This window comes from Micromonospora zingiberis, from assembly GCF_004331455.1.
Taxonomy (GTDB): domain Bacteria; phylum Actinomycetota; class Actinomycetes; order Mycobacteriales; family Micromonosporaceae; genus Micromonospora; species Micromonospora zingiberis.
In genome coordinates this window covers 1-26,616 of the sequence record NZ_SJJR01000001.1, presented here as the reverse complement: position 1 = coordinate 26,616, position 26,616 = coordinate 1, and the positions used below count along the sequence as shown (strand labels likewise).

The following is a 26,616-nucleotide window of genomic DNA, read 5'->3' as shown; positions in this document are numbered from 1 at the left end:
CAAGTGCCTGGACGTCACCAGACCTGGCGGCTCTGGGGCCGCTGACCGGTATCCGCGCCCGCACACCGGGCGGCCTCGACCATCGCGCTGGTCGAGGCCGCCCGGCCAGGCCCGGCCCGGTAGACAGGGCCAGGCCGGTACGAAGGCCGGGCCGGTAGGCGAGGTCAGGCCCGGAAGGTGGGGTCAGGCGGGTAGGCGCCAGACCTGGTTGGCGCCACCGAAGCAGTCCCAGATCTGGAGTCGGGTGCCGTCGGCGGAGCTGTTGCCGGTGGCGTCGAGGCACCGGTTCGACGCGGGGTTGCGCAGCGTGCCGTTGGATTGGGCCTGCCAGACCTGGGCACCGGTGCCGTTGCAGTCCCAGAGTTGGATCGGGGTGCCGTTGGCGGTGCCGGCGCTGGTGACGTCCAGGCACTTGCCGAGGGCACGCAGCGTGCCGTCGCTGGCGACCGTCCACCGCTGTGCGTTGGTGCCGTTGCAGGTGTAGAGCTGGATGGCGGTGCCGTTGGCGGTGCTCGCGGCGGCGACGTCCACGCACTTGCCGGCGATGCCGGTGATCTGGCCGGTGCGGCCGGTCGGCGGCGGGGTGCCACCCATGACGGTGTCGTAGATCGCGCTGACCAGCGAGGTGGCGCCGCTGGTGTCCTGGGTGAGTTCCCAGTTCATCATCCCGCCGGCGTTGGCCATCGCCCACTGGGTCTTGCGCTTGACCGTGGGGATGCCGTTGTAGCACTGCTGGGCGCCACCGGCGGTGGTGCAGTCCCGGTTGGCGTTCGCCGGGTCCATGCCGACCAACTGGGAATAGGTGTAGTAGCCGGGCCGACTGTAGAAGGGCACGCCGAGGATCGCCTTGCTGGCCGGTAGGCCACGGGCCTTCCAGCCGTTGACCGCGTTGATCGACCAGTCGTAGTTGGCGTGTGGGCTGCCGCCGTCGTACGCCATGATGTTGAGGAAGTCGACGTAGTTGAAGACCGCGGTCGGTACGCCGTCGCGGTAGTAGCCCTCGGCCACCACGGCGGCGGTGAGCAGCTTGCCCTGCGGGCGCAGTGCGTTGCTGAGCTGTTGCATGAGCAGGCTGAAGTTGTTGGCCGAGGCGCCCGGGTCCGGGTACTCCCAGTCCATGTCGACGCCGTCGAGGCCGTACTGGTTGACGAAGCTGACCACGCTGTTGACGAAGGTGGTGCGGGTGCTGGCGTTCGCGGCCAGGGCCTCGAAGGCGGAGTCGTCGCCGTCGTTCCAGCCGCCGATGGCGATGGAGACCTTCACGTTGTTGGCCCGGCCGAGTGACACCAGCGAGGAGAGTTTGCTCGGGTTCTCCACCGCGCGCAGGGTGCCGTTGCTGTTGGGCAGCACGAAGGCGTAGTTGATGTGGGTGAGCTTGTTGTACTGGACCGAGTTGACGTTGCCGGTCCAGGAGGGCATGTAGCCGACGCTCTTGAAGTTGTTCGGCAGGACCACGGCTTGCGCCGCGGTCGGGGTGACGGCGAGGGTGGCGCCGGCGGTGACCAGGGCGAGCAGGCCGGCGGCCAGGGCCGAGCGGGGCCGGGGACGTGGTGAGGACATCGAGGGCCTTCCCGTTGGGAGGTGGCGACAGCCGTGCCGTCCGGGCCGGCGCCGATGACAGCGCCGAGCCGGACGTACGGATGGACAGGGTCGGTTTCCTCGAGGCAGCCAAATCTTAAAGAGTGTTAACGGTAGCGGTCAATGATGCTTCTCGATGCCGGTCAGCCGATGGTGACCGAGTAGTTACCGGTCTGCACCTGGCCGCTGCCGGTGAAGATCTCCGGTCCGGCCTGGACGCTGGTGAGGTACTTCGAACTGCTCATCCAGCCACGGGAGACCACGTCGTTGGTGAAGTCGCGGATGTTGAGCGTGGCGTTGGTGGTGTTGCTGGTCCGCACGTACGAGTAGACGTTCCAGGTGCCCACGTAGCCGCGCCACACCTCCCAGGTGGTGCCGGCGATGGTGACGGTGCCCTGGCGGCTGCCGGCCGGGGAGGCGTTGGACCGGTACAACCAGATCATCAGTTCGTCGGTGGGTTGGTCCCCGGAGCCCGGGTTGGCCATCGGGTGGAACCACATGTCGTACGCGACGTTCATGTTGCCGCTGCCGGTGACGCTGAACTGCCACGAGGTGTTGACGTTGCGGTTCGCCGACACCTGCACCGGCAGGCCGGTGTTCGGCCGCCGCCAGCCCCAGTGCCAGCCGAGGATCGCCGCCGCGAAGGACTTCACGCTGCTGGGGTCGCCACTCCAGGTGTAGCTGGTCCCCCACCGGATCTGGTCGCCGGAACCACCATTGGTCCAGATGCACTGGCTGCCGGTGGCGCCGGTCGCGCCCCACTGGTTGTTGGGAATCCAGTACTTGCCGATGTCGATCAGGTCGCTGCTGTTGCACAGCCGTGCGCTCGGCGGATAGTCGCCGATCGGCGGCGGGGTGGTCGGCGTGGGCGAGGGATTGGCCGAGCCGGTGCAGCTCACCCCGTTGACCGTGAACGAGGTCGGCGCCGGGTTGCTGCCGCTCCACGACCCGCTGAAGCCGAAGCTCACCGTGCCGTTGGTGCCGATCGCGCCGTTGTACGCCACATTGGTCGCGGTCACCTGGGCGGCGGCCTGGGTCACGGTGGCGTTCCAGGCCTGCGTCACCCGCTGGCCCGAGCCGTACGACCAGGTCAGCCGCCAGGACGACACCGGGTCGCCGAGGTTGGTGATGGTCACGTCGGCGTTGAAGCCGCCCTGCCACTGGGCGGAGACCGCGTACCGCACGGCGCAGCCGACCGCGGCGGCATGGGCGACGGCCACCCCGACGGTGGCGGTGACGACGGCGACGGCCGCGGTGGCGGCCAGTAGCGCGAGGCGATGACGTTTCGCCATGGATCTCTCCTTCGGTAGCGGACCGCCGACCGAAGCAACTCGGCATGTTTGCGTTCACATCGACCCGGTGACCGTCCCACCTGGAATGGCCCCGTACCGATTGCGGCAGCCGGCGGCGGCGTGTGCGACGGTCGGACCGACGCCGAAGCGCAGGTCAGTGACGGTCGCGGCCCATCTCGCCCGGCGACTGTGCCCGAGGCCGCCCGGCGGACAAGGCGCCGGCTCAGCCACCATGCCCATAATCGATGGATGTCATTGTGAAGGTACGACAGCCCTGAACCGCAGTCAACGACGGCGCTCAGGACGCGCCTCCCCGCAGGTCATCGTGATCGAGTACACCGAGAACGGCTTCGCCAAGGCGTGCCGGTCGCACGGCAGTCGACTGTCGATCGTCCTGCGTGACCTCGGTGTCACGGCTCCGGGTTCCCGCTCGTACGTCCGCAGGGCCTGCTGACCGCCGGTCAACGCCTAGCATCGATACGCATGACCGATGCCGCCACCTTCCGCAATCCCGTCGTCGCCGGCTTTCACCCCGATCCGAGTGTGTGCCGGGTCGGCGAGGACTACTACCTGGTCTGTTCCAGCTTCGAGTACTTCCCCGGCGTACCCATCTTCCACAGCCGTGACCTGGTCAACTGGCGGCAGATCGGCAACGTGCTCGACCGGACCAGCCAGCTCGAACTGCCGGCGGACACGGACGCCTCCGGTGGCATCTACGCGCCGACCATCCGTCACCACGACGGTCGGTTCTGGATGATCACCACCAACGTCACCATCGGCCGCCACCTGCTCGTCACCGCCACCGACCCGGCTGGCCCGTGGTCCGATCCGGTCTACTTCGACCTGCCGCACATCGACCCGTCGCTGACCTGGGACGACAACGGGGACTGCTGGCTGACCCTCTCGGGGGTCGAGTCGTACCGGATCGATCCGGACGCCGGCACGGTGCTGGAGGGGCCGGTGCCGATGTGGTCGGGCACCGGCGGGCAGTACCCGGAGGCCCCGCACCTGTACCGGATCGGCGACTGGTGGTACCTGCTGGTCTCCGAGGGCGGTACGCACACGGGGCACGCCGTCTCCGTCGCCCGCTCCCGCAGCATCCGGGGCCCGTTCGAACCTGGCCCGGTCAACCCGTTCCTCACCCACCGCAGCACCAATCGGCCGGTGCAGGCCACCGGTCACGCCGACCTGGTGCAGGCCACCGACGGCAGTTGGTGGCTGGTGCTGCTCGGCATCCGGGCCAAGGGCCAGTGGCCGCCGTACCACGTGCTCGGCCGGGAGACGTTCCTGGTACCGGTGCGCTGGGTGGACGGCTGGCCGGTGGTCGACCCGGTCGAGGAGGTGATGGCGGCGCCCGCCGGCAGCCCGCCCGCCCTGGCCGCGCCGTCTGCCGATGCCGGGCCGTCCGCCGGGGCCGCACCCTCCGCCGGGGCCGTGCCGGCCGGTTTGGCCGCGCCGTCCCCCGGGGTTGGGCCGGCCGGGCCGGGTGGGTACCGGGACGACTTCGACGCCGCCGGGCTCGCGCCGGAATGGATGTCGCTGCGGGACCGGCCGCCGGCCAGCTGGTCGCTGACCGACCGGCCGGGTTGGCTCACCCTGCACGCCGCCGGGAGCACCCTCGACCGGGCCGGCGCGACAATGGTCGTCCGGCGGCAGCAGCACCACGACTGCCGGGCCAGCGTCCACGTCGACCCCGGTGCCGGCCGGGCCGGTCTGACGGTACGCATCGACGAGGCCCACCACTACGACATCGAGGTCTGTGGCGGCACTGTGCAGGTCGTCGGCCGGGTGGGACCGTTCCGCCAGGTCTTCGGCGAGCTGACCGTACCGACCGGCCCGGTCACCCTGGCCATCGCCACCCGTACCGTCGACCTGCTCCCACCGACGGTGACCGCCGCCGACCAGGTCACGGCCCCCGGAGCCCCCTTCGGCGTACGCCCCGCCGCCTGCGACACGGTCAGCCTTGAGGTGCTGGCCGACACCGGCCCGGTCGTACTCGCCGAACTCGACGGCCGGTACCTGTCCACCGAAGTCGCCGCCGGGTTCACCGGCCGGGTGTTCGGGCTCTACGTCACCGAGGGCAGCGCGTCCTTCGACTGGTTCGACTACCGCCCGACGCCGCGCTGACCCTCCACCCGCGAGCGCCCGCCCCTTGGCGGGGCCGGGTGCTCGCGGTGCATGCAGCAGGTCAGGGCCGCAACGCGGGTCGGGCGACGAACGCCCGCCACGCCGGCGGGGTGAAGGCCAGCACCGGCCCCGGCCGGATCCTTCGAATCCCGTACGCCGACGACGCCGGACAGGTTGTCGGCCACCTCGACGCAGTCGCCGCCGTTGCCGCCGCTCCTGCTGCTCTTGCGCCACCGCGCCCCGGTCAGGTCCATGATGCCGCGGCTTCTCTGACGAACGCCCGCCAAGCCTGCGGAGTGAAGGCCAGCACCGGCCCGGCCGGATCCTTCGAATCCCGTACGCCGACGACGCCGGACAGGTTGTCGGCCACCTCGACGCAGTTCCCGCCGTTGCCGCCGCTCCTGCTGCTCTTGCGCCACCGCGCCCCGGTCAGGTCCATGATGCCGCCGCTTCTCTCAGGAGATCCAGACTCCGGCCCCGGGGAAGCGCCTCGCCACGGATGCGTTCCCACCGTCGCTCAAGGTTAACAAGGTCAGACGGCTGGTCGAGGATCTGCGCGGGAGCCGGACCGTCCACATGCGCCGCCCTCGCACCACCGGGCAGGTCGGCGATGACGAACGGCCCGTCCAGCCCCGGATAGCTTGGCGCGGCCCCCGCCGGACGGATCTTCTCGTCTATCTGGCGACGCTCTGGGCCGAGGCGGTCGTGCAACTCGCCGCACGCGACGGTGACATCCGTCCGTCCCACGCCCCGGCTCCCCTGCTGGACAGATTCGTCAACTGGGTTCCTCGGCACCCCATGGAGTGAGCACGCCGGACCACGACCTCGACGCGCTGGCGGTGGTGCGGCGCGTTGGTCAACTCCGTTCCGGCGAAGTGGCGGGGTTGGAGCGATCGGGTTACCGCCATACCGCCGTAACCGCGCGGCGCCACGCCGGGCCAGGCCGGATACGACGTCGGCCGTGCGGGGAACCCGCACGGCCGACGAGCGTGTGAGGTCAGCCGACGGTGCAGGACCTGATCTGCGGGCGGGCGCTGGAGTTGCCGTTCATCATCGTGGTGAAGCCGAACGTGTTGCCGCTGCCGTTGGAGCGCATCGTCATCACGTTGCCACTGCTGTCCCAGGTGGGGTTGCCACTCCAGGTGGCGGAGATGCGCTGCGGCGAGGTGATGACGACGACCACCGACCACGTGCTGGCGCCGCTGACGGTCACCGAGGTGTTGTAGCGGTCACCCCAGACCTGGCCGGGCGTGATCGCGGCGGTGCAGCCGCCGGGCGCCGGGGTCGTGGGCGTCGGAGTGGGGTCACCGCCACCCGGGTTGCCGCTGTTCAAGGCGGTGAGTACGGCGTTGTAGGCGGCCTTCTTGTTGCCGTTGCCGTCGAAGAGCAGCGGGCTCTCGTTGGAGCGCCACGAGTCGGAGTCGCGGATGCCCCACACGGTGATGCCCTTGCAGCGCGATACGGCGAGGCAGTCGTTGACCACGTTGCGGTAGGCGTCGCTCGGCGCGTTGCGGATGTCCAGCTCGGTGATGTGCACGTCGACGCCGAGCGCCGCGAAGCTGGACAGCGTGGTGCGGTAGTTGGACGGGTAGTTCGAGCCGCCGGTGAAGTGCGACTGCAAACCCACACAGTCGATCGGCACACCACGGTTCTTGAAGTCCTGGACCATCCGGTAGACGGCCTGGGTCTTGGCGTCGGTCCAGTTGTCGATGTTGTAGTCGTTGTAGCACAGCTGGGCGTTCGGGTCCGCCTGGCGGGCGGCCCGGAACGCGGCCTCGATCCAGTCGTTGCCGGTGCGCTGGAGGTTGGAGTCGCGGCGGGCACCGCTGGAGCCGTCCTGGAACGCCTCGTTGACCACGTCCCACCACGCGATCTGACCCCGGTAGTGGGTGGCGACCTGGGTCACGTGGTTGAGCATCGCGTTGCGCAGGGTGGTGCCGGACATGTTCTGCATCCAGCCGGGCTGCTGCGAATGCCAGGCCAGGGTGTGGCCCCGGACCTGCATGCCGCGGCTGCGCGCGTGCTGGACGAGCCGGTCGCCGTTGCCGAAGTTGAACTGGCCCTGGTTCGGCTGGAGCGCGTCGATCTTCATTTCGTTCTCGGCGGTGACCTGGTTGAACTCGCGGTTCAGGATGGTCGTGTACGCCGAGTCGTTGAGCCGGTTCACCGCGACGGCGGTGCCGAAGTACCGTCCGCCCTGCTCAGCCGCGGAAGCACCGAGGGTGCTCGCGGCGCTGGCGTTGCCGGGCAGCACCACCGCACCGGCCACTGCCAGCAGGCCGACGGCCGACAGGACCAGAGCGGCCCGAAGTCGTCTCGGCCGTCCGGCTGCTCGGGAAGGATCCTTGGTCATCTGATGCTCCTTCCGGGTCCGGTCCCCCAATTTCGGGCAGCATGAATCCGGACGCGCGGGATAGGGATGATGCCCACGACTCCCTGACAAAGGGATCGCATCGGCCTTACTGGCCCCGAAGTATTTCAGCGTTGTTTCATGAGCGTCAATGACTTCCGGAAGTTTATCGGAACTTCCGGCCGCCACATCGCCGGACCAGAGCGGCACCGCAGCCGGATCAGATCGGGACAGCAGCACGCGGCGACGGCAGCGTCAGCCGATTGGGGCAGGGGCGGGTCAGCCCGGCGCCTGGGGAGCCGGAATCCGTCGCCGCGTCAGCGGCGATCGGAGCCGGCGGAAGATCAGTCGTTGTGCCCTTCGGGCGTGCCGTCCGGGGCGAAGGCGCCGTCGGCTCCCCCGGTGTCGAGGTGCACGTGCTGGTGACCCTGCCCGGCATCGATGTTGATCTGATCGAGTTGGGTGGCGGCCACCGACCACATGGTCACGGCGAGGGCCGCCTGTCGGGCGACCAGCGCCAACTGCTCACCGGTTCCCGTGGCCGCAGCGGGCAGGGCAAGGGCGTCGACGGCGAGGGCGGCCTGGGCCACCGCGCTGCGCAGACCGCCTCGGGCGACGTTCGTCGCGGTCGTACCGGAGGGCGGATCGGCGAACTGCTCGGTCAACTTCCGCATGGTCTGCTGCCACTGACGGACCTGCGCCGCCTCGGGTGGACGTCCCGCGTCCGACGCCTGCCGGATAGCCGCGAGAATCGGCGAAAGCTCGCCCCCGGTCCGATGTGCCAGGTCGGTGAGTTCGATGATCTGCTGCACGTCGCGCTCGGCTTCGGCCTCCTGCAACTGCGCGATGCCCGCCTCGGCCTGGCTCGGCCGTCCCACGGAGTATCCGATCAGCCCGCCGAGCAGACCCGCGCTCAGCGCTACCGCAGCGGCACCGAGGAGCAGCCGGGTGGTGGGACGCGATGTCCGTGCCGGCGGAGCGAGCAGATAGGAGGGCCTTCCGGTCTTTCGGGACATGGCACTCCTCACCTCAATGGCCGCCTGGCTGGGAGACTAACGCTTTCCGCCACAACCGTCGATACTTACGACGCACGGTGGGGCGCTTTCGTCCACTTAGACGAAAGCGCCCCACCGTCGGGCCTGCGGCTCGGCGTACCCGCGGATCAGCCCTGGGCCGCTGGCGAATCTTCCGACCGGGCGGCGACCAGCAACGCCACCAGGTCGTCGAGGCTGTCCAGGGTACGGCCGCCGTCGTTCAGCTCGACCTCGACGCCGTACTCCAGCTCGATCGCGTCGACCAGGCGCAGCAACCCGAGTGAGTCGACGCCGAGGGAGATCATGGAGCCGCCGGCCAGCACGTCGGACGCCGACACCTCCCCCGCCGTGGCCTCGCTCACCAGGGCCGCGACCCGGGTACGCAGTTCGGTGCCATCCACTGTCAGGACTCCTTCTCGGACTGTCGGATGATCTCGGCGATCTCGGCGATGGTCGGGGTCTCGAAGAAGGCGTCGAGCGGCACCTCGACCCCGAGTCGCTGCTGGATGCGGCCGCTGATCCGGGTGATGGTCAACGAGTGCCCGCCCAGGTCGAACAGGTCCTCGTGCACACCGACGTCGGGGATCCGCAGCACCTCCTGCCAGATCAGCCGCAGTTGCGCCAGCAGCGGGTCGTCGTCGGCCGGTGCGGTGTCGGCGGTGTCTGCCACCGCCGCGTCGGCGGGGCCGGTCGTCCGGGGAGCCGGGGCGGGCAGCGCGTTCCGGTCGACCTTGCCGTTCGGGCTCAGCGGCAACCGGTCGAGCGGCACGTAGTCGGCGGGCAGGGCCGCCTGCGGCAGGCTCGCCGCCAGATGCCGGCGCAGGTCGGCCGGCTCCACGGCGGTGTCCGGCCGGGGCACCAGGTAGGCGACGAGGCGCGGCTCGTCGCCGTCCGACCAGAGCACGGTGACCGCCTCGGCCACCCCCGGATGGTCGAGCAGCCGGGCGTCGATCTCCCCCAGCTCGATCCGGTGTCCCCGGATCTTCACCTGGTGGTCGGTGCGGCCGAGGAACTCGATCCGCCCGTCCGGCAGCCAGCGGCAGCGGTCGCCGGTGCGGTACAGCCGCCCGCCGACCAACCCGGACGGGTCCGGCACGAACCGCTGCGCGGTGAGATCGTCCCGCCGCAGATAGCCGACGGCCAGTCCGGCGCCGGCCAGGTGGAGTTCACCGGGCAGCCCGATCGGTGCCGGATGTCCCGCCTCGTCCAGGACGTACGCGCGCACGTTCGGCAACGGCCGGCCGATGGTGACCTCGGCCGGGTCGGCGGGGAGGTCCGCCATCGTGGCGTACACGGTGGCTTCGGTCGGCCCGTACCCGTTGATCAGCCGGGCGGTGCGGGCCCGCAGCTCCCGGGCCAGGGTGACCGGCAGCGCCTCGCCGCCGGCGACCGCTACCAGCGGTGGCGCGGCGGCCTCGCCCGACCCGCCGAGGCCGGCCTCCAGCAGCACCCGCCAGCCGGACGGGGTGGCCTGGGCGTGGGTCACGCCGGCGGCGCCGACCAGCGCCAGCACACCCGCGCCGTCCAGGGCGCTGACCGTCGAGGCGACCACCACCCGGCCCCCGGTGACCAGCGGCAGGAAGACCTCCACCGTGGAGATGTCGAACGACAGCGAGGTCAGGTGCAGCCACCGGTGCGTCGGGTCGCTGCCCAACAGGTCCCGTACGCCGAACAGCATGTTGGCCAGGGCCGCGTGGCGCACCGCCACGCCCTTGGGACGGCCGGTGGAGCCGGAGGTGTACAGCACGTAGGCCAGCGCGTCGGCGTCCGCTGCCTCGGCCGGCGCCGCCGGCACCGGGCCGTCGAGCAGGACGACGGTGTCGAGGGCGAGGGTGGGCCGGTCCGATGCGGTCGCGGTGCCGGTCACCACCAGCGCCGGGGCGGCGTCGGCGAGCACCGTCTCCTGCCGGGCGGGCGGGTGAGCCGGGTCGATCGGCAGGTAGGCGGCGCCGCTGCGCAGCACCGCCAGCAGGGTCACCACCGCCTGCCAGGAGCGGTCGAGGGTGACCGCCACGAGCGCACCGGGGCCGATGTCGCGCTGCCGCAACGACGCGGCGAGCCGCCGGGTGGCCTCGTCCAGTTGGCGGTAGCTCAACGTCAGGTCACCGTCGACCACGGCCGGCGCGTCCGGGTCCGCGGCGACCCGGGCGGCGAACAGCGCCGGCACCGTGGCCTCGGCGGGGTAGCTGCGGGCGGTGTCGTTGAAGGCGCGGGTGACCTGGTCGAGTTCGTCGTCGGGCAGCAGCGGCAGTTGGGCCACCAGCCGATCGGGATCGGTGAGCGCGGCGGCGAGCAGGGTACGCAGGTGGGCGCCGATGCGTCGTACCGCGTCGGTGTCGATGGCCGTGGGGCTGTGCTGAAGGCTGACCGTGATGCCGGTGGGCGCGTCCACGATCTGTACGTGCAGCGCGTTACGGGCGGCACCGCTGAACAGGGTCCACTCCACCTGACTGGTCACCCCGGGGAAGACCGGCTCGGCGCCGCGTCGCCGGTAGCCGATGCTGACCGGGGTCAGTGCCGGTGCGGGCCGCAGGCCGGTCACGGCGTGGGCCAGCGGCACGGCCCGGTGCCGGTACATCTCGCGCAGCCGGGCCCGCAGGGCGAGGGCGTGCTCGCGGAAGGTTCCCTCGGTCGCGTCGGCGGCGACCGGCAGCTCGTTGACGAAGAGTCCGACCTGGTCGGCCTCGTCGGGGGTACGGGTGGACAGCGCCACCCCGACCGGGATGCCCCGGTTGCCGTAGCGGGCGAGCAGGGCGTGCAGCGCCGCGAAGAGCAGCTCGAAGCGGCTCACCCCAAGCGATCCGGCCACCCGGTCGACGTCGTCGACCAGGTCGGCGGGCAGGTCGGCGGCGACCGCGACGCCGGGCTCCGCGCTGCTGGGCAACCGGCGCAGTCCGGGCAGGACCACGTCACCCGGGCCGGACCAGTGCCGGGCCCAGTAGGCGCGGGCGGCGGGCAGGTCGACCGCGACCCGCTGCTGTTCGGCCGCGGCGAGGCCGGCGTAACCGTCGGCGCGGGGCGGCGGGTCGGTCGGTGCGCCCTGCCGGGCGGCGTCGTACGCGGTGGCCAGGTCCCGGGCGAGCACGTCCTTGGAGGTGCCGTCGAAGGCCAGGTGGTGTGCGGTGACCAGCAGCAGATGACCGCCGTCGGCGCCGGTGAGCAGGGTGAACCGGGCCAGCGGTCCGGTGCCGAGGTCGAACGGGCGGGCGATCTCCTCGGCGATCCGGGCGTCGGTCAGTTCCCCGAAGCCGACCGAGGTGCGGGTGTCCGCTGGCGCCAGGCGCGGGGTGCCGTCGTGGTCACCGGCGATCCGGGCGGTCAGGATCGGATGCCGTTCGGTCAGCGCCGCGCAGGCCGCGACGAGGGCCCGCCGGTCGAGTTCGGCGCCGAACCGTACGCCCAGCGCCATGTGATACGCCGTGCCGGCGGCCCCGGCCTGCTCGGTGAACCAGACCGCGTGCTGTGCGTACGTCGCCTCGGCGGTGCCCACATCTGCTCCCAAGGTTTTGTGCTGGTGGTGGTCAGTTGTCGAACAGGTCGGTGAGTTGCCGCTTGAGCACCTTGCCGCCCTCGTTGTGCGGCAGGTGGTCGAGCACCAGGAGCCGGGCGGGAAGTTGGTAGTCGGCCAGCCGGTCGGCGAGGAAGCCGCGCAGCACGGGCAGGGACAGGTCGTCCGGGCCGGCCGGCGGGCGGGGTACCACGGCGGCGGCCACCGCCGACCCGAGCACCGGATGCGGTACGCCGAGCACGGCGGCCTCGGCGACCAGGGGGTGCTCGTACAGGGCGGCCTCCACCTCCAGGGTGGAGACCTTGAACGCGCCGGTCTTGATCACGTCCTGGTGCCGGTCGGTGAGGTACAGGTAGCCGTCGGCGTCCAACCGGCCGACGTCGCCCATCCGGACCCACCCGTCACGGAAGGTGGCCCGGTTGGCGGCCTCGTCCCGGTAGTAGGCGCGGGGGAAGGGGGCGCGCAGCCACACGTCACCGGTCGTCCCGGCGGGCAGCGGGTTACCGTCGGCGTCGGCGACCATCAGTTGCCCGCCGACCGGCCGGCCGACCGCGTCCCGACGCGCCGGATCGTAGATCATCGTGGTCTGCGCGGGAGCCGCCTCGGTGGAGGTGTAGTAGTTGACGATTGTCGCCTCCGGAAAGGCTTCGGCCAGCCGAGCCGCGACCGCCGGGGCCAGCGCCGCGGCGGTGGACCCGATCAGCTGTACGCCGCTGGTGTCGCGCCCGCGCAGCGCGCCGGAGTCGAGCAGTTCGACGGCGATCGACGGGACCACGAAGACGGTGCCGGTGCCCGGGGCCTCGACCAGCCGGGCGAACCGGACCGGGGTGAAGCGGGGCAGGGTCAGCGCGCCGGCCTTCGCGGTCAGCGCGTTGAGCAGCATGGTCTGCCCGGCGTTGGTGCCGATGGCGAAGGCGTGCAGGAACCGCTGCGAGTGGGCCAGGGCCAGCCGGCGGGGATGGCTCGGTGCCCCGGCGGTGAGGTTGGCGTGGCTGGCCGCCACCCCCTTGGGACGCCCGGTGGTGCCAGAGGTGTAGAGGATCTGCGCGAGGTCACCGGGGCGGGCCGCCGACCCACCGCCGCCCGTGTGGTCGGCCTCGACGGGAACGTGGTCGGCGGCGGGTGCCTCGGTGAGCAGGTCCGCGCAGGTCCAGACCGGCAGGCCGGGCGGCACGGGCGGGGTGGGGGTGTCGTCGCCGTACACGACGGCGGTGGCCGCGCAGTGGGTCAGCGCGTACTCCAGTTGACCGGCGGCGAGCCGGTCGGACAGCGGCACGGCCACACACCCGGCCCGCAGCACGCCGCAGTAGGCCACCGCGAAGCGGGTCCAGTCGCGGGCCCCGAACAGCAGGCCGACCCGATCCCCCCGGCGCAGGCCACGCGCCCGCAGCGCGGCGGCGACCGCGTGCGCACCGGCGGACCATTCGGCGAAGGTCAGGGTGGCCACCCCGTGCACCTCGACCGCCACCTGGTCCGGATGCAGGCCGGTACGCCACTCCAGCAGGTCGGGCACCGTCCGGGGCGCCGGCAGGGCCCGCTCGGGCGTCGTCGGGGCCCGCTCGGGCGTCGTCGGGGGCACCTCAGGCCGCCTCTCGGCCGGAGGTTGCCGGGCTCGGGGCGACGGCCGCGACCCGGGCCCGACGTTCCTCGATGCCGACCAGGTCGTCCGGTGGCGCGTCGGGCACCTGGTCGTCGAAGCGGGCCAGCACCGGCGCGGCCAGCGCCACCACCGCCGTCACCGCGATGCAGAGCCCGAACAGCACGTAGAGCAGGCCGTGGCCGCGCCCCGGGCCGACGCCGAGGACCACGCCGACCGTGCTGGCCAGCGCGCCGTCGGCCAGCAGCATCGGCTCGGCGATCCGGGCGGCGGCGGGGGCGACGAGGCCCCAGCCCAGCGGGAGGGTGGACTGCGCGACCATCTGGTTGAGCGCGAAGACCCGGCCGTGCACGCGGGGCGGCACCTTGGTCTGGATGATCGTGTTGTAGACGCCGTTGACGATGGCCAGCGACGCGTACATGCCGAAGGCGCCGGCGGCGATCAGCAGCAGGTTCGGTCGTAGGCCGGTCAGCATGGCGGCCACCGCGATGCCGACGGTGCCCAGCAGCACCGCGCGCATCCGGCGGTGCCGGGGTCCGCCCCAAACCAGCATCACCAGGCCGCCGGTGGCGGCGCCGACCCCACCGGTGAGCGCGACCTGCGCGACCTGATCGAGGTCGGCGAAGCCGAGCACCAGCGGGGAGAGCAGGAACAGGACCGGGAAGAGGAAGAAGTTCAGCGCCGCGAAGAAGGTCAGCATGGCCCGGAACTCCCGGCGCCGCAGTGCGTACCGCAGGCCGGCGACGATCTCCGCGCCGATGCTCTCGCGCCGTTGCAGGGCCAGGGTGCGGGGGAACTTCACCACCGCCAGCACCGTGATGGCGAAGGCGTAGAAGGCCACGTCGACGAGGAGGATGCCGCGCAGCCCGACGGCCTGGAGCAGGGCCACGGCAGCCAGCGGCACGACGAACTGGGTGAGGCCGACGGCGGTCTGGGCGAGGCCGTTGGCGTGACCGAGGAACCGCTTGGGCACCAGCTGCGGCACCGCCGAGACGAACGCGAGGCGTTGGAAGGCCAGCGCCACGGACAGCCAGGCGGTGAACGGGTAGAAGTGCCACACCTCGGCCAGGTCGAACAGCACCAGCACGGCCAACGCCGCGTTGCCGCCGCCCGCCGCGACACAGGCGGTCAGCAGCACGGCCCGCCGGCTGAACCGGTCGATCAGCGCACCGGCCAGCGGCGAGATCAGCAGGCCGGGCATCAGGGCCAGCACGGCGAACAGCGCGAACCGGGCGAGCGACCCGGTCTGCGTGTAGATCCACAGTGGGACGGCGAAGGTGGTCAGCGCGCTGCCCATGCCGGAGAGGATCTGACCGGCGGCGACGAGGCCGAAGCGGCGCAGGCTCGGCGGCGGTGCGCTGTCCGTCCTGGTCCGGGTGGTCGGCGGCTGGTCGGGACCACGGTGGGAGACGGCGGCGAGCTGCCAGGCCGGCTCGGTGGCATCCGGCTCCGCCGGGGCGGCCGGGGCGGCCGGGGCGGCCGGGGCGGCCGGGGCGGCCGGGGCGGCCGGGGCGAGCTTCACCGGGGCGGCCGGGGCGGGCGCGTCGACCCGCCGGTGTACGCCGGTGACGATCTCGGCCAGTTCGGCGGCCCGGTACTTGAGGAAGTAGTGGCCGCCCTCGTCGATCACGGCGAGCGCGGTGCGGTCGCTGAGGAAGTGCCACTCCTGGTAGCGCTCCTCGTAGAAGTCGGTGCCCCGGTCGCGCTCGCCGACCACGGAGATGATCGGCGCCCGCAGCGGGGTGACCCGCTGGCGCATCAGGTCGGTGAAGTACTCCTCGGACACCTCGGCGTCGTGGCGCATCGCCCGGATCAGGAACCGGACCTCGTCGGGCGCGAGCTGCCCGATGTTGGTGCCCTGCGCCTGTAGCCAGGTGCGGTAGATCCGGTCGCTGCGCAGCCGTTCGGCCAGCCGCAGACGCAGCAGGGGGCCGAGCAGTCCGCCGGCGGGCCGGCCGAACGGGAAGACCGCGCCGAGGTACACCGCCTGCAACTCCCGGCCGCTGGCCTCCAGCCGGCGGGCCACCTCCACCGCGAGGGCCCCACCCGGTCCGCAGTGGCCGTAGAGGATCAGTGGCCCGCTCACCCGGTCCAGGATCTCGGCGACCACGTCGGCGGCGACCTCGGCGATGGGCGCGGGGTCGTCGGCGACGCCGATGTCGTGTCCGGGTACGGCCACCGACAGCAGCCGGTGGCCGGGCGGCAGCGCGTCGGCCAGCGGTTGGTACACCACGGCGCTGCCACCGCCGTACGGCACGCAGACCAGGGTGGCGATCCGCTCGGCGGCGGGCACCGGCGGGGTCAGTTCGTGCAGCAGGCCCGCACTGCCGGCGCCGTCGCCGCAGACCAACTCGGCCAGCTCGCGTACGGTGCGGTGGCGGAACAGGTCCATCACGCTGACCGTCGGTGCGCTCGCACCGAGGACCTCGGGCAGTTCCCGGCGCAGCCGGGCCACCACCTGCGTGGCCAGCAGCGAGTGCCCGCCCAGGTCGAAGAAGTCGTCGGTGGCGCCCACCTCCGCGACCCCGAGCACCGCCTGCCAGATCCCGGCCACCAGGGTCTCGACCGGGCCGTCCGGCGCGACCCGCTCGGCGCTGGTCGCCGGCTCGTCGGTCGGGTCGGGCAGGGCCCGCCGGTCCACCTTGCCGTGTTCCTGCAACGGCAGCCGGTCCAGCAGCACCCAGCGGCTGGGCAGCATGTGTTCGGGCAGCCGGTCGGCGAGCCGGCGCCGCAGCCGCGCGGGCTCCGGTGGGTCCGTGTCGGCGGCCGGTTCCAGGTAGGCGACCAGCCGGTCGTCCCGCAGCAGCACCGCCGCCTGCCGGACTTCGGGGCAGTCCCGCAGCGCGGCCTCGATCTCACCCAGCTCGACCCGGTAGCCACGGATCTTCACCTGGTGGTCGCGGCGGCCGAGGAACATCAGCTGCCCGTCACCGCGCCAGCGGGCCAGGTCGCCGGTGCGGTAGAGGCGGGCGCCGGGCGGGCCGTACGGGTCGGGCAGGAAACGCTCGGCGGTCAGCTCCGGCTGGTGCAGGTAACCACGGGCGAGCCGGTCGCCGCCGAGGTACAGCTCGCCGGGCACGCCGACCGGCACCGGGCGCATCCGCTCGTCGAGCACGTAGACCCGGGCGTGCGGCAGGGGTCGGCCGATCGGCACCGGACCGGTACCCGCCTCGGTGGCGGTCACCTCGTAGGTGGCGACGCCGACGGTGGCCTCGGTGGGGCCGTAGTGGTTGAAGACCCGGGCCGGGCCGGCGGCCGCGAGCGGCACGACGCGGTCCAGGTCGGACGCCTCGCCGCCGAGGATCAGCGCGCGGGCGGGCAGCAGGTCGCCCGGTTCGGCGTCGGCGGTGAGTGCCGTCAGGTGCGACGGGGTGATCTTCAGGTAGTCGATCTGCCGGGCCCGCAGCCGCTCGGCGAGTTCGGCGCCGGTGCACCGGCGCGGCAGCAGGTGCACCGCACCGCCGGTGGCCAGCGCCAGGTAGAAGACGGTGACGCTGAAGTCGAACGACATCGACTGCATCAGCCCGTACCGGGCGGCCGGGACGACCTCGAACCGGTCGGCCACCCCGTCGAGGTAACGCAGTACCTGCCGATGGGCCACGGCCACCCCCTTCGGGGTGCCGGTGGAGCCGGAGGTGTAGATGACATAGGCGAGGTTGTCGCCGGTGGCCCCGGTGCCGGGTGCGGTGTCCGGCCCGGTGGCCACGTCGGCGGCGATGGCGTCGAGGCAGACCGTGGTCACCTCGGCCGGCAGCAGGTCACGCAGCTCCGGGCTGGTCAGCACGATCCTCGGGCGGGCGTCGGCGAGCATCAGGCCCAGCCGGGCGGCCGGCTGCTCCGGGTCCAGCGGCAGGTAGGCGCCGCCGGCCCGGAGCACCCCGAGCAGGGTCACGGCCAGCTCGACCGACTGTTCCAACAGCACCCCGACGAGATCGTCCGGTCCGACGCCACGGCCGCGGAGCCAGGCGGCGAGTTGGTTGGCCCGGCGGTCCAGTTCCCGGTAGCTGATCGCCTCCGACTCACCGACCACCGCCGGGGCGTCGGGGGTGGCGGCGACGTGCCGGTCGATCAGGTCGGCCAGGGTGCTCGCGGTGTCGGTGACGCCGGTGGTGTCGTCGCTGTCGGGCCGGCCGAGCGCCAGCGTGCGTTCCTGCTCGGCGGGATCGAGCAGGTCCAGGTCGACCACCGGCCGGTCCGGTTGGGCGACCGCGCCGCGCAGCAGCGTCTCGAAGCTGGCGGCCAGTCGCCGTACGGTGGCGGCGTCGAACAGGTCGCTGTTGTAGACGAACATGCCGCGCAGGCCGTCGGCGCTCTCGCCGACGTACAGCGACAGGTCGAAGCGGGCGGTCGAGGCGTCGGTGCCGACGCCCTCGGCGCGCAGCCCGGCCGGCCACCCGTTCCCACCCTGGTCGTAGTTCTGCAGGGTGAACAGCACCTGGAAGACAGGCGTACGGCTGACGTCCCGCACCACGTTGAGTTCGGCCACCAGGCGCTCGAACGGGATCTCCTGGTGGGCCAGGGCCCGTACGACGGTGGTGCGGGTACGCCGCAGCAGGGCCGCGAAGCTCGGTTCGGTGGCGGGGGCGTCGGCGCTCGCGCCGACCGGGGACAGGTCGGCACGCAGGGCGAGGGTGTTGACGAACAGGCCGACGAGGTTCTCCAGTTCCGGCACGACCCGGCCGGCCACCGGGGAGCCGATGGCGAAGTCCCGCTGGCCGCTGTAGCGGAACAGGACGGCCTGTAGGCCGGTGAGCAGCGTCATGTAGAGCGTGCTGCGATGGGCCCGGCTGAGTCGGCGCAGCCCGTCGGTCAGGTCGGCGTCGAAGGCGAAGCGGTGGGTGCCCCCGGCGTACGACAGCACGGCCGGGCGGGGCCGGTCGGTGGGCAACTCCAACGGTGGTACGCCGGCCAGCGCCTTGCTCCAGTACGCGAAACCGTCGCCGGTCGCCGGTCCGTCCAGCCGGGCCCGTTGCCAGGCGGCGTAGTCGAGGTAGCCGGTCGTCGGGGCCGACGGTGCGGTGCCGCCGTCGCGCAGCGCGCCGTAGGTGGCGGCCACCTCGCCGAGGAGGATGTCCAGCGACCAGCCGTCGCTGACGATGTGGTGCATCGCCAGATGCAGCAGGTGCCGTTCGTCGTCGATCCGGACGACGAGCGCCCGCAGCAGCGGGGCGGCGGCCAGGTCGAACGGGGTGTTCACGGCCGTGGTGACCAGTTCCCGGGCGGCGTCCTCGGACGTGGCGGTGGTGACCGTGACCGGTACCCGTACCTCGGGGACCACCTGCACGACGGGTTCGCCGTCGGCGTTCTCGGTGAAGCGCATGCGCAGGCTGTCGTGCCGGGCGGCGGTGGCGTCGAGGGCGGCGCGCAGCAGGTCGACGTCCAGCGGCCCACGCAGCCGCACCGTCGAGTAGACGACATACGCGGCGGTGCCGGGGGTCAACTGTTCGGTGAACCAGATCCGCTCCTGGCCGAACGACAGGCGAGGGGGATCGACAGAACGGTATATCTCCGGCGAGCCGGCACGAATCACTGCCGGCACGTCAACGTTGGTCACGCAGCGCCTCACTCCGATGACGGATGGGAGCCAGTAGTGTGCATGCCGCATCCAACAGGTTGGATCGGCTGATCGGTCCACTGTGTAACACTCGATCGATCGATCCGGCAGCCGGACGGCCCGTTCTACGGTCGGGAATGCGATTCGCAGACGTCGTCATCCCCGTCGAGTGGGCCTCGGAGCCGCTGCTGCACGCCGAGTTCTCGGGCACCGGAGCCGGTACGGCCCCGCTGACCTGGGCCCAGCAGGTGCTCTGGCGCTCGATCAGCCGGTTCGGCTCCAACCACCAGTTCCTCAACCTGCGGCGTACCGTGGCGATCTCGGCGCGGGCCGGGATCGACGTGGCCACCGCCACCCGGGCGGTGGGAGCGCTGGTCAGCCGGCATGCCGCGCTGCGCACCCGGCTGCCACTGCGCGACGGCGAGCCACATCAGGAGGCGGTGCCGGCCGGGGTGCTGCCGCTGCTGGTCTGCGTCGGGACGGGTGATGGCGCGCAGGCGGCCCGAGCGGCCGCCGGCCGGCTCGGCGACGTCGCGTTCGACCATGCCGCCGAGTGGCCACTGCGCATGGCGCTGGTGACGGTGGACGAGCGGGTCCGGCAGGTCGTGCTCGTGTTCAGCCACACCACGGTGGACGCCCACGCCGCCGAGGTGGTGTTGCGTGATCTCCGGCTACTGCTCCTACGTGGCAGCCTGCCCACCCCGCCCGGCCCGCAGTCGACCGAGGTGGCCCGGCTCCAGCACGGCGCGGACCGGCGGCGCTCCGAGCGGTCGGTGGCGTACTGGCTGCGCGAGTACCAGCGACTGCCGCAGGAGCCGATGGAGCCGACCGGGCCGGGGCTCGACCCGCCGTTTCGCCGGGGCGTGCTGGTCTCGTCCGCCGTGGACACCGCCGCCCGCCTGATCGCCGCCCGACACCGGGTCAGCGTTCCCGCGGTGCTGGCGGCCGGCTACTACGCGATGGCCGCCCGCAACTCCGGCCGTACGATGTCCGGTCTGTTCCCGATGGCGCACAACCGGTTCCGCACCGAGTACGCCAACGCGGTGGCCAACCTCGGCCAGATCGGCTTCTGCGTCGTGGATCTGGCCGGCCGGCCCGACTTCGGTGAGGTGCTGTCCCGGGTCTGGGCCGCCTCGCTCAACGGGCTGCGGCACGCGTACTACGAGCCACCGGCGCTGCGCCAGACGTTCGAGGAGCAGGGCATCGAGTTCGACCCGGCGTTCCGCGCGCACTACTACTTCAACGACGTCCGCCTCTCGGTCGGCGGCGGCGAGTCGGCACCCGAGGCCACCGCCGACGACCTGCGGGCCGCCATGGCCAGCAGCACGTTCTCCTGGACCGCCGGGTTGCACCAGGCGTCCTGGCACCTGCTGACCCACGTGGTCGACGAGCCGGGCGGGGTGGGCATCACCCTGACCGCGGACACCCGGCTCATCGCGATGGACGCCATCGAGCCGTTCCTGCGCGACATGGAGGAGCTGCTGGTCAGGGCGGCGCACACCGACGTACCGTGGCCCTGGTCGACGACCACCGCCACTGCCGCCTCCGGGTCGACCAGGGTCGCCACCGAGCCGGTCGCGGTCGACGGCGAAGAGATCGTGTCGGTGCCGTTCGACGGCGGACGCGACGCGAGCGCGCCGCTGACCTGGGGGCAGCGGGCCATGTGGCGGAGCATGGACGAGTTCGACTCCCCCGCCGGATACCGGGTGCTGAGTCTGCCCCGCAAGCTGCCCGTCCCCGCACGGTCCGAGGTGACCGTCGCGCGAGCGCTTCAGGCGGTCGGTGCGCTGGTCGCCCGGCACGAGTCGCTCCGCACCCGGTTCCGCCGCCGCGACGACGAGCTGCACCAGGAGGCGACCGGGGCCGGGCGGCTGCCCGTGCTCGTGCACGCGGTGCCCCGGCCGCAGGACGATCCCGACGGCCGCGACGCGGCCGCCGCGCTGACCGCCCGGCTGCGGGCGCCCCGCTTCGACCACGTCGCCGAGTGGCCGCTGCGGATCGCGTTGGTCACCGTCGCCGACCGGGTACGGCAGGTCGTGGCGGTCTTCAGCCATGCCACCGTCGACTTCCACGCCAGCGACCTCGTGTTGCGCGACCTGCGGGCGTTGCTGCTGTCCGCAACGGCGCACCGCGCACCCGGACTCCAGTCACTGGATCTCGCCGAGCGGGAACGCGACGTCGAGCAGCGGCGCTCGCAGCGGGCGGTGGCGTACTGGGTCCGTGAACTGGACGGTCTCGCCCCCAGCCTGTCCGAGCCGGTCGGGTCGGCGCCGTCGCCCCGCTACCGCCGTGGTTCGCTGGTCTCCGCGGCGGTACACCACGCGGTGCGGCTGGTCGCCGCCCGGTACCGGACCAGCACCGCCAACGCGATCCTGGCGGCCACCGCCGCCGGGCTGAGCGGCGACGGTGGACAGCCGACGTGCGGGATCGTCGTGATGGCCAACAACCGTTTCCAGCCCGGCCACGAACAGGCCATCGGCACGCTCAACCAGATCGGACTGTGTCGGCTGGACCTGGCCGGTCGGCCCGACTTCGCCGAACTGCTGTCCCGGGCGGGACGGGCGGCGTTGAACGCCTACCGGCACGCCTACTACGACCCGGCCGTGTGGGAGAGCACCTTCACCGACCTGGGCCACGATCACCGGACCTTCCTGGCGCACTACTGCTATCTCAACGACGCCCGGCTGTCCCGTGAGGTCGACCCGGCACAGCCGGGCCCGGACGAGGCCGACCTGCGGGCGATGACGTCGGGCAGCGACTTCCGCTGGTTGACCGAGCTGGAACAGTTCCCGTGGCGCTGCCGGGTACAGGTGCTCGACGCGCCCGGTGCGGTCGAGTTGGTCGTCACGGCCGACACCCGGTACTTCCCGGCGCAGCGGGTCGAGCCGTTCCTGCGCGGCATCGAGGCGCTGCTGGTCGAGGCGGCTGTCCAGGACGTGCCCTGGCCGTGGTCGCCGGCACCCGCCGCGCGGTGAGGCGCGCGTGCCGACCGATAACCGCTCGACCGGGAGCCCGGCGGATGTGAGGATCCGGCGATGTCCACCTCACGTCGTGACCTGCTGCGTTGGCAGTTCGAGCTGACCTGGTCGTTGTTCGACTACCACCTGCAACGGTTGGCACCGGTCCATTTCCGGTGGGAGCCGGTCGCGCACTGCTGGACGGTCCGCCCGGACGCGGCGGGCCGGTGGGTACCGGATTGGGCCGACACCGAACCCGATCCGGTACCGGTGCCCACGATCGCCTGGCTCACCTGGCACATCGGCTGGTGGTGGGGCGTCACCCTGGACCACCTGCAGGGCCGGCCGCCGCGCGAGCGCACCACGGTCCACTGGCCAGGCGACGGTACGGCCACCATCGCCTGGCTGGGTGACCTGCGGACGGAGTGGCTCGACGTCCTGGGCCGGCTGACCGACGCGGACCTCGACGAGATCGCGCCGTTCCCGTGGCCGCACGACCCGGAGCACACCGTCGCGCACCTGCTCGCCTGGGTCAACGCCGAGTTGATGAAGAACGTCGCCGAGATCGGCCAACTCCGGCTGTTGCACCAGGCGGGTGCGGCCTGACCCACGCCTGCGTCGGCCAGCGTCCGGGCGGACAGTCCTACGTCGCCATGCGGCGGGTCAGCTCGGCCGCCCGGTACGCCGCGACCTGCCGCGCCTGGCTGGACACGAAGCGCCGCAGTAGTGCCGGGGCGGTGGCCGTGACCTGCTCGTGTACCCGGGTGCCGGCCGCCTCGGCGGTCAGGTCCACCACTGCCCGCAACCGTACCCGGCCGGGGCTGCGCACGTCGCTGACCAGTTGACCGTTCGGCCGGGTGGCGACCATGCGTACCCGGATCGGGTTGTCCCACCGCAGCAGTCGCAGGAACCGGAACCGCTCGACGGCGACGTAGTCGGTCACCGTACGTCCCTCGGCGTCCCGGCTGGTGCGTACGTCCCGCACGGCCACCACCAACGGCGACAGCCCGATGTAGCTGTGCGGGTCGCTCAGGTGGCGGTACACCTCGTCCACAGTGGCGGCGACCACGCAGGTGGTGGCGAAGGCGATGACGGGTCCGGATGGCTCGGGCACACCTCATCCTGCCACGGCCACGGCGGCCCGACATCTGTAGAAGTGAATCATCGAAATGTTTGGTCACCCGTCGGATGACCGGCCGTGAGCTGCGCCGTAGCGTCAACGCGATTCACCTCGCACGGGCTCGATCACTGAACGTGGTCACCGTGCGAGCGTCGTGGGACTCCGCGACGGACCGCTCCGGCGGTGGTGGATCGGAGCCCCGTGCTGTCCTTTCAACCCCCAAAAGGAGCAGAGGTGCCCCTACAGCCCCATCGATCACGTGGTCGACGTACCGCGGCGGTGTTGCTTTCCACCACCCTCGCCGCGTCCCTGACCACAATCGCCGCCAATCCCGCATCGGCCGCACCTGAGGACGCTGACACCCGGTCGAACCCGGTCTTCCTCACCGGCCCCAACGAAGGCACGCCCGAAGACATCGCGATCCGCTACCTGCGTGGCAATCCCGCTCCGCACGGGGTGACCGCCGCCGACCTGAGTGATCTGAGCATCCTGTCCAGCTTCACCAGTCGGCACAACGGTGTCACCCACGTCAACCTGGCCCAACGGCACCAGAACCTGGAAGTCTTCGGCGCCACCGCCACGGTGAACATCGCCAAGGACGGCAGCGTCATCCTGGTCGGCGACACCCTCGTCGCCGACCTCGCCAAGAGCACCTCCGGTGCGGCCTCCCTCAACGCCATCGACGCGGTCGAAGCCGCCGCCGACGGCCTGGACCTCGCCACCCCGAAGAGCCCCAAGGTACTCAGCCGCACCGGCGGCGCCGCACAAAAGACCGTCGTCTCCGAAAGCGGCATCTCCGACGAACCCATCCCCGCCAAACTCGGCTGGCAACCCACCGAAGACGTCCTCCGCCTCGCCTGGCAACTCGTCATCGACGACGCCACCGACGCCCACCTCTGGAACGCCACCGTCGACGCCGAAACCGGCGAACTGCTCGACACCGACGACTGGACCGTGCACCACGACGAAGACGAGCTGCACTCGACGCTGGGCGGCCACGTTTCCGGCCGTCAGTTGGCGTCCGGTAGCTCCGGCCTCGGCACGCCCGACCCGGTGCAGGACGGCTCCAGCTACCACGTCTACGGCTACCCGACCGAGAGCCCGAACGACGGCCCGCGCAGCGTGGTGACCAACCCGGCCGACGCGCTCGCCTCGCCGTACGGCTGGCACGACACCAACGGGGTGCCCGGCCCGGAGTTCACCACCACCCAGGGCAACAACGCCCACGCCTACCAGGACCAGGACAACAACAACCAGCCGGACTTCGGTAGCAGCCCCGACGGCGGCCCGGGTCTGACCTTCAACTTCCCGCTCGACCTCGACGAGCACGCCCAGAACTACCGGGACGCCGCGACGGCGAACCTGTTCTACTGGAACAACATCATCCACGACGTCGCGTACCGCTACGGCTTTGACGAGGCGTCGGGCAACTTCCAGATGAACAACTACGGCCGTGGCGGTGTGGGCGGCGACTACGTCCGCGCCGAGGCCGCCGACGGTGGCGGCAGCAACAACGCCAACTTCTCCACCCCCGCCGCCGACGGCGGCACCCCCCGCATGCAGATGTACCTGTGGCCCGGCAACCAGTTCGGCGCCCAGAACCAGATCGTCGTCGACGGCGTCGGCTCCTTCGACGCCACCTGGTCGCGGTTCAGCCCGGCGCCGACGGTCGCCGGTCTGCCGGGGCACCAGTTCGTGTACGCCGGCAACGGCTGCGCCACTTCCGCGTACCCGGCGACCCTGCCGGGTGGCAACTGGATCGCGGTGGTCGACGGCGGCACCACCGCCTGCACCTACCTGCTGCGTACCCAGGTCGCCCAGTCGCTGGGCGCCAAGGCGGTCGTGGTGGCGCACAACGCCACCGGCGCCGCGCCGGTGCTGACCGGTGCGATGACCACCGCGCCGGTCGCCATCCCGGCGGTCGCGGTCAGCCAGGCCGACGGCAACACCATCAAGGCCGCCATCGCCGATGGTCCCACCGCTGGTTCGGTCCGCAAGCACCCGAGCCACCCGGGCATCCGCGACGGTGACCTCGACGCCGGAATCGTCATCCACGAGTACGGTCACGGCATCTCGCTGCGGCTGACCGGCGGTCCGGGCATCAACTGCCTGACCGGCAACGAGCAGATGGGCGAGGGCTGGAGCGACTACTTCGCCATCACCACGCTGCTCGACCCGAAGCTCGACACCGCGGAGGGTACGCGCGGCCTGGTGCCGTACGTGCTGTTCCAGGAGGACCGGAGCGGCAACGGGCTGCGGCCGCGGCCGTACTCGCGCAACATGGATCTTCAGCCGTTCACCTACGACAGCATCAAGACCGGTGGCTGGCTCAACGGCACCTCGCTGGCCGCGCCGCACGGCATCGGTCACGGCTGGGCCGCCGTGTTGTGGGACATGACCTGGGACCTGATCGACAAGCACGGTCTGAACCCCAACGTCTACGACGCCTGGAACACCGGCGGGAACAACCTGGCCATGCAGTTGGTGATGGACGGGTTGAAGATGCAGGGCTGTGGCCCCGGCTTCGTCACCGGCCGCAACGCCATCATCGCCGCCGACGCGGCGCTGACCGGCGGCGAGAACTCCTGCACCCTGTGGTCGTCGTTCGCCCGTCGTGGTCTCGGCTACAGCGCCGTCCAGGGCACCACCAACCGGGACGACAACACCGAGGCGTTCGACACCCACCCGTCCTGCCGCGCCGACTTCATCGGCCGTAGCGCCCAACCCGGCCTGAACACCCTTCCCGCCGGTGACGCCGCACCGATGAAGTTCAAGCTCGCCACCAACCGGGGCCTGGACATCCTGGCCAGCAACTCGCCGTACTCGCGGCTGGTCGACTGCGACACCCTGCGGACCGTCAACCCGGACGGGCCGACGACCCCCCGACCGAGCCCCGTCAAGGCCGTCAACCCCGGCAACTCGACCATGTCGGTCAGCGCCAACGGCCAGTACAACTACGTCTGGAAGACCGACCCCGCCTGGGCCGGCACCTGCCGCGAATTCGTCCTGACCCTCGACAACGGATTCCAGTACCGCAGCTACTTCAAGTTCATCGCCTGACCGGCAATCCAGCTAGAGCGAAGGAGGGAGCGTTCCACACCACGGAGCGCTCCCTCCCGTCCTCCCCACGAAGGGAGCACCTGTGAACCTTTATCCCCGATCGAACCGTGGCCGGCGCACTGCCGCGCTGCTGCTGTCCACGAGCCTCGTGGTTTCTCTGACGTCGCTGTCCACGCCGGCCTCGGCCGCACCGGAGGAAGGGGCGGGCAAGTCGAACCCGCTCTTCCTCACCGCTCCGAACGAGGGCGTCCCGGACAACATCGCCATCAACTACCTGCGGGCCAACCCGGTCCAGTACGGCGTGACCGCCGGCGACCTGAGTGATCTGAGCATCCTGTCCAGCTTCACCAGTCGGCACAACGGTGTCACCCACGTCAACCTGGCCCAACGGCACCAGAACCTGGAAGTCTTCGGCGCCACCGCCACGGTGAACATCGCC

The 26,616-nt window shown here is 71.7% G+C and carries 16 protein-coding genes and 2 pseudogenes; 6 read left to right on the top strand and 12 right to left on the bottom strand.

Going from position 1 to position 26,616, the window contains the following annotated elements:
• Positions 1–183 precede the first annotated feature (183 nt).
• Together E0H26_RS00090 and E0H26_RS00085 are read right to left on the bottom strand one after the other, a co-directional pair.
• Positions 184–1,560, bottom strand: a complete 1,377-nt coding sequence (locus E0H26_RS00090; protein ID WP_131299180.1) for a glycosyl hydrolase family 18 protein — start codon at positions 1,558–1,560, stop codon at positions 184–186.
• Between the two features lie 161 nt (positions 1,561–1,721).
• Positions 1,722–2,870, bottom strand: a complete 1,149-nt coding sequence (locus tag E0H26_RS00085; protein WP_131299177.1) for a glycoside hydrolase family 12 protein — start codon at positions 2,868–2,870, stop codon at positions 1,722–1,724.
• Between the two features lie 325 nt (positions 2,871–3,195).
• Between E0H26_RS00085 and E0H26_RS30255 the strand changes: the two genes are divergently transcribed.
• On the top strand, positions 3,196–3,324 hold the full coding sequence (locus E0H26_RS30255) for a hypothetical protein (protein ID WP_276320369.1): 129 nt from the start codon (positions 3,196–3,198) through the stop codon (positions 3,322–3,324).
• 29 nt (positions 3,325–3,353) lie between these two features.
• A complete protein-coding gene (locus E0H26_RS00075) occupies positions 3,354–4,997 on the top strand; it encodes a glycoside hydrolase family 43 protein (RefSeq protein ID WP_131299172.1) in 1,644 nt (547 codons plus the stop codon).
• Here the strand turns inward: E0H26_RS00075 and E0H26_RS00070 are convergent.
• The 9 genes and pseudogenes from E0H26_RS00070 to E0H26_RS00030 form a co-directional block, all read right to left on the bottom strand.
• Complete coding sequence (locus E0H26_RS00070) at positions 4,976–5,251, bottom strand: DUF397 domain-containing protein (RefSeq protein ID WP_420812756.1); 276 nt, start codon at positions 5,249–5,251, stop codon at positions 4,976–4,978. The genes E0H26_RS00075 and E0H26_RS00070 overlap by 22 nt on opposite strands.
• Positions 5,242–5,436 carry a DUF397 domain-containing protein gene (locus E0H26_RS00065; RefSeq protein WP_131299170.1) on the bottom strand — a complete coding sequence of 65 codons (195 nt, stop codon included), beginning with the start codon at positions 5,434–5,436 and terminating at the stop codon, positions 5,242–5,244. The genes E0H26_RS00070 and E0H26_RS00065 overlap by 10 nt, the downstream gene beginning before the upstream one ends.
• A pseudogene (locus E0H26_RS00060) lies at positions 5,427–5,645 on the bottom strand (Scr1 family TA system antitoxin-like transcriptional regulator); the annotation flags it as partial. The gene E0H26_RS00065 and the pseudogene E0H26_RS00060, both read right to left, overlap by 10 nt.
• A gap of 349 nt (positions 5,646–5,994) precedes the next feature.
• Complete coding sequence (locus tag E0H26_RS00055; RefSeq protein ID WP_131299167.1) at positions 5,995–7,350, bottom strand: glycoside hydrolase family 10 protein; 1,356 nt, start codon at positions 7,348–7,350, stop codon at positions 5,995–5,997.
• Between the two features lie 341 nt (positions 7,351–7,691).
• Positions 7,692–8,363 carry a hypothetical protein gene (locus E0H26_RS00050; protein WP_131299165.1) on the bottom strand — a complete coding sequence of 224 codons (672 nt, stop codon included), beginning with the start codon at positions 8,361–8,363 and terminating at the stop codon, positions 7,692–7,694.
• 146 nt (positions 8,364–8,509) lie between these two features.
• Positions 8,510–8,782: an acyl carrier protein gene (locus E0H26_RS00045; RefSeq protein ID WP_206024771.1), complete on the bottom strand. Its 273-nt coding sequence runs from the start codon at positions 8,780–8,782 to the stop codon at positions 8,510–8,512.
• 2 nt (positions 8,783–8,784) lie between these two features.
• Positions 8,785–11,883 (bottom strand): non-ribosomal peptide synthetase, encoded by a 3,099-nt coding sequence (locus E0H26_RS00040; RefSeq protein WP_206024769.1) that lies wholly within the window; start codon positions 11,881–11,883, stop codon positions 8,785–8,787.
• 19 nt (positions 11,884–11,902) lie between these two features.
• Positions 11,903–13,468 (bottom strand): class I adenylate-forming enzyme family protein, encoded by a 1,566-nt coding sequence (locus E0H26_RS00035; protein ID WP_240741939.1) that lies wholly within the window; start codon positions 13,466–13,468, stop codon positions 11,903–11,905.
• Between the two features lies 1 nt (position 13,469).
• Positions 13,470–19,040 (bottom strand): non-ribosomal peptide synthetase/MFS transporter, encoded by a 5,571-nt coding sequence (locus E0H26_RS00030; protein ID WP_131299160.1) that lies wholly within the window; start codon positions 19,038–19,040, stop codon positions 13,470–13,472.
• Between the two features lie 137 nt (positions 19,041–19,177).
• On the opposite strand from E0H26_RS00030, the gene E0H26_RS00025 reads away from it, so the two are divergent.
• Positions 19,178–22,015 (top strand): condensation domain-containing protein, encoded by a 2,838-nt coding sequence (locus tag E0H26_RS00025; protein ID WP_165521719.1) that lies wholly within the window; start codon positions 19,178–19,180, stop codon positions 22,013–22,015.
• A 60-nt stretch (positions 22,016–22,075) separates the two neighbouring features.
• Positions 22,076–22,603 carry a DinB family protein gene (locus E0H26_RS00020; RefSeq protein WP_131299154.1) on the top strand — a complete coding sequence of 176 codons (528 nt, stop codon included), beginning with the start codon at positions 22,076–22,078 and terminating at the stop codon, positions 22,601–22,603.
• Between the two features lie 37 nt (positions 22,604–22,640).
• Here the strand turns inward: E0H26_RS00020 and E0H26_RS00015 are convergent, their stop codons facing one another.
• Positions 22,641–23,111 carry an SRPBCC family protein gene (locus E0H26_RS00015; protein WP_240741938.1) on the bottom strand — a complete coding sequence of 157 codons (471 nt, stop codon included), beginning with the start codon at positions 23,109–23,111 and terminating at the stop codon, positions 22,641–22,643.
• Positions 23,112–23,396: 285 nt separating this feature from the next.
• Here E0H26_RS00015 and E0H26_RS00010 point away from each other — a divergent pair, with 285 nt between their 5' ends.
• Both E0H26_RS00010 and E0H26_RS00005 read left to right on the top strand, forming a co-directional pair.
• Positions 23,397–26,177 carry a M36 family metallopeptidase gene (locus E0H26_RS00010; protein ID WP_131299151.1) on the top strand — a complete coding sequence of 927 codons (2,781 nt, stop codon included), beginning with the start codon at positions 23,397–23,399 and terminating at the stop codon, positions 26,175–26,177.
• Positions 26,178–26,325: 148 nt separating this feature from the next.
• Positions 26,326–26,616 (top strand): annotated as a pseudogene (locus E0H26_RS00005) (M36 family metallopeptidase); the annotation flags it as partial.

Coding starts and splice junctions, on each gene's coding strand:
- E0H26_RS00090 (WP_131299180.1), bottom strand. CDS start 1,560: ATGTCCTCACCACGTCCCCGGCCCCGCTCGGCCCTGGCCGCCGGCCTG.
- E0H26_RS00085 (WP_131299177.1), bottom strand. CDS start 2,870: ATGGCGAAACGTCATCGCCTCGCGCTACTGGCCGCCACCGCGGCCGTC.
- E0H26_RS00075 (WP_131299172.1), top strand. CDS start 3,354: ATGACCGATGCCGCCACCTTCCGCAATCCCGTCGTCGCCGGCTTTCAC.
- E0H26_RS00070 (WP_420812756.1), bottom strand. CDS start 5,251: ATGGACCTGACCGGGGCGCGGTGGCGCAAGAGCAGCAGGAGCGGCGGC.
- E0H26_RS00065 (WP_131299170.1), bottom strand. CDS start 5,436: ATGGACCTGACCGGGGCGCGGTGGCGCAAGAGCAGCAGGAGCGGCGGC.
- E0H26_RS00055 (WP_131299167.1), bottom strand. CDS start 7,350: ATGACCAAGGATCCTTCCCGAGCAGCCGGACGGCCGAGACGACTTCGG.
- E0H26_RS00050 (WP_131299165.1), bottom strand. CDS start 8,363: ATGTCCCGAAAGACCGGAAGGCCCTCCTATCTGCTCGCTCCGCCGGCA.
- E0H26_RS00025 (WP_165521719.1), top strand. CDS start 19,178: ATGCGATTCGCAGACGTCGTCATCCCCGTCGAGTGGGCCTCGGAGCCG.
- E0H26_RS00020 (WP_131299154.1), top strand. CDS start 22,076: ATGTCCACCTCACGTCGTGACCTGCTGCGTTGGCAGTTCGAGCTGACC.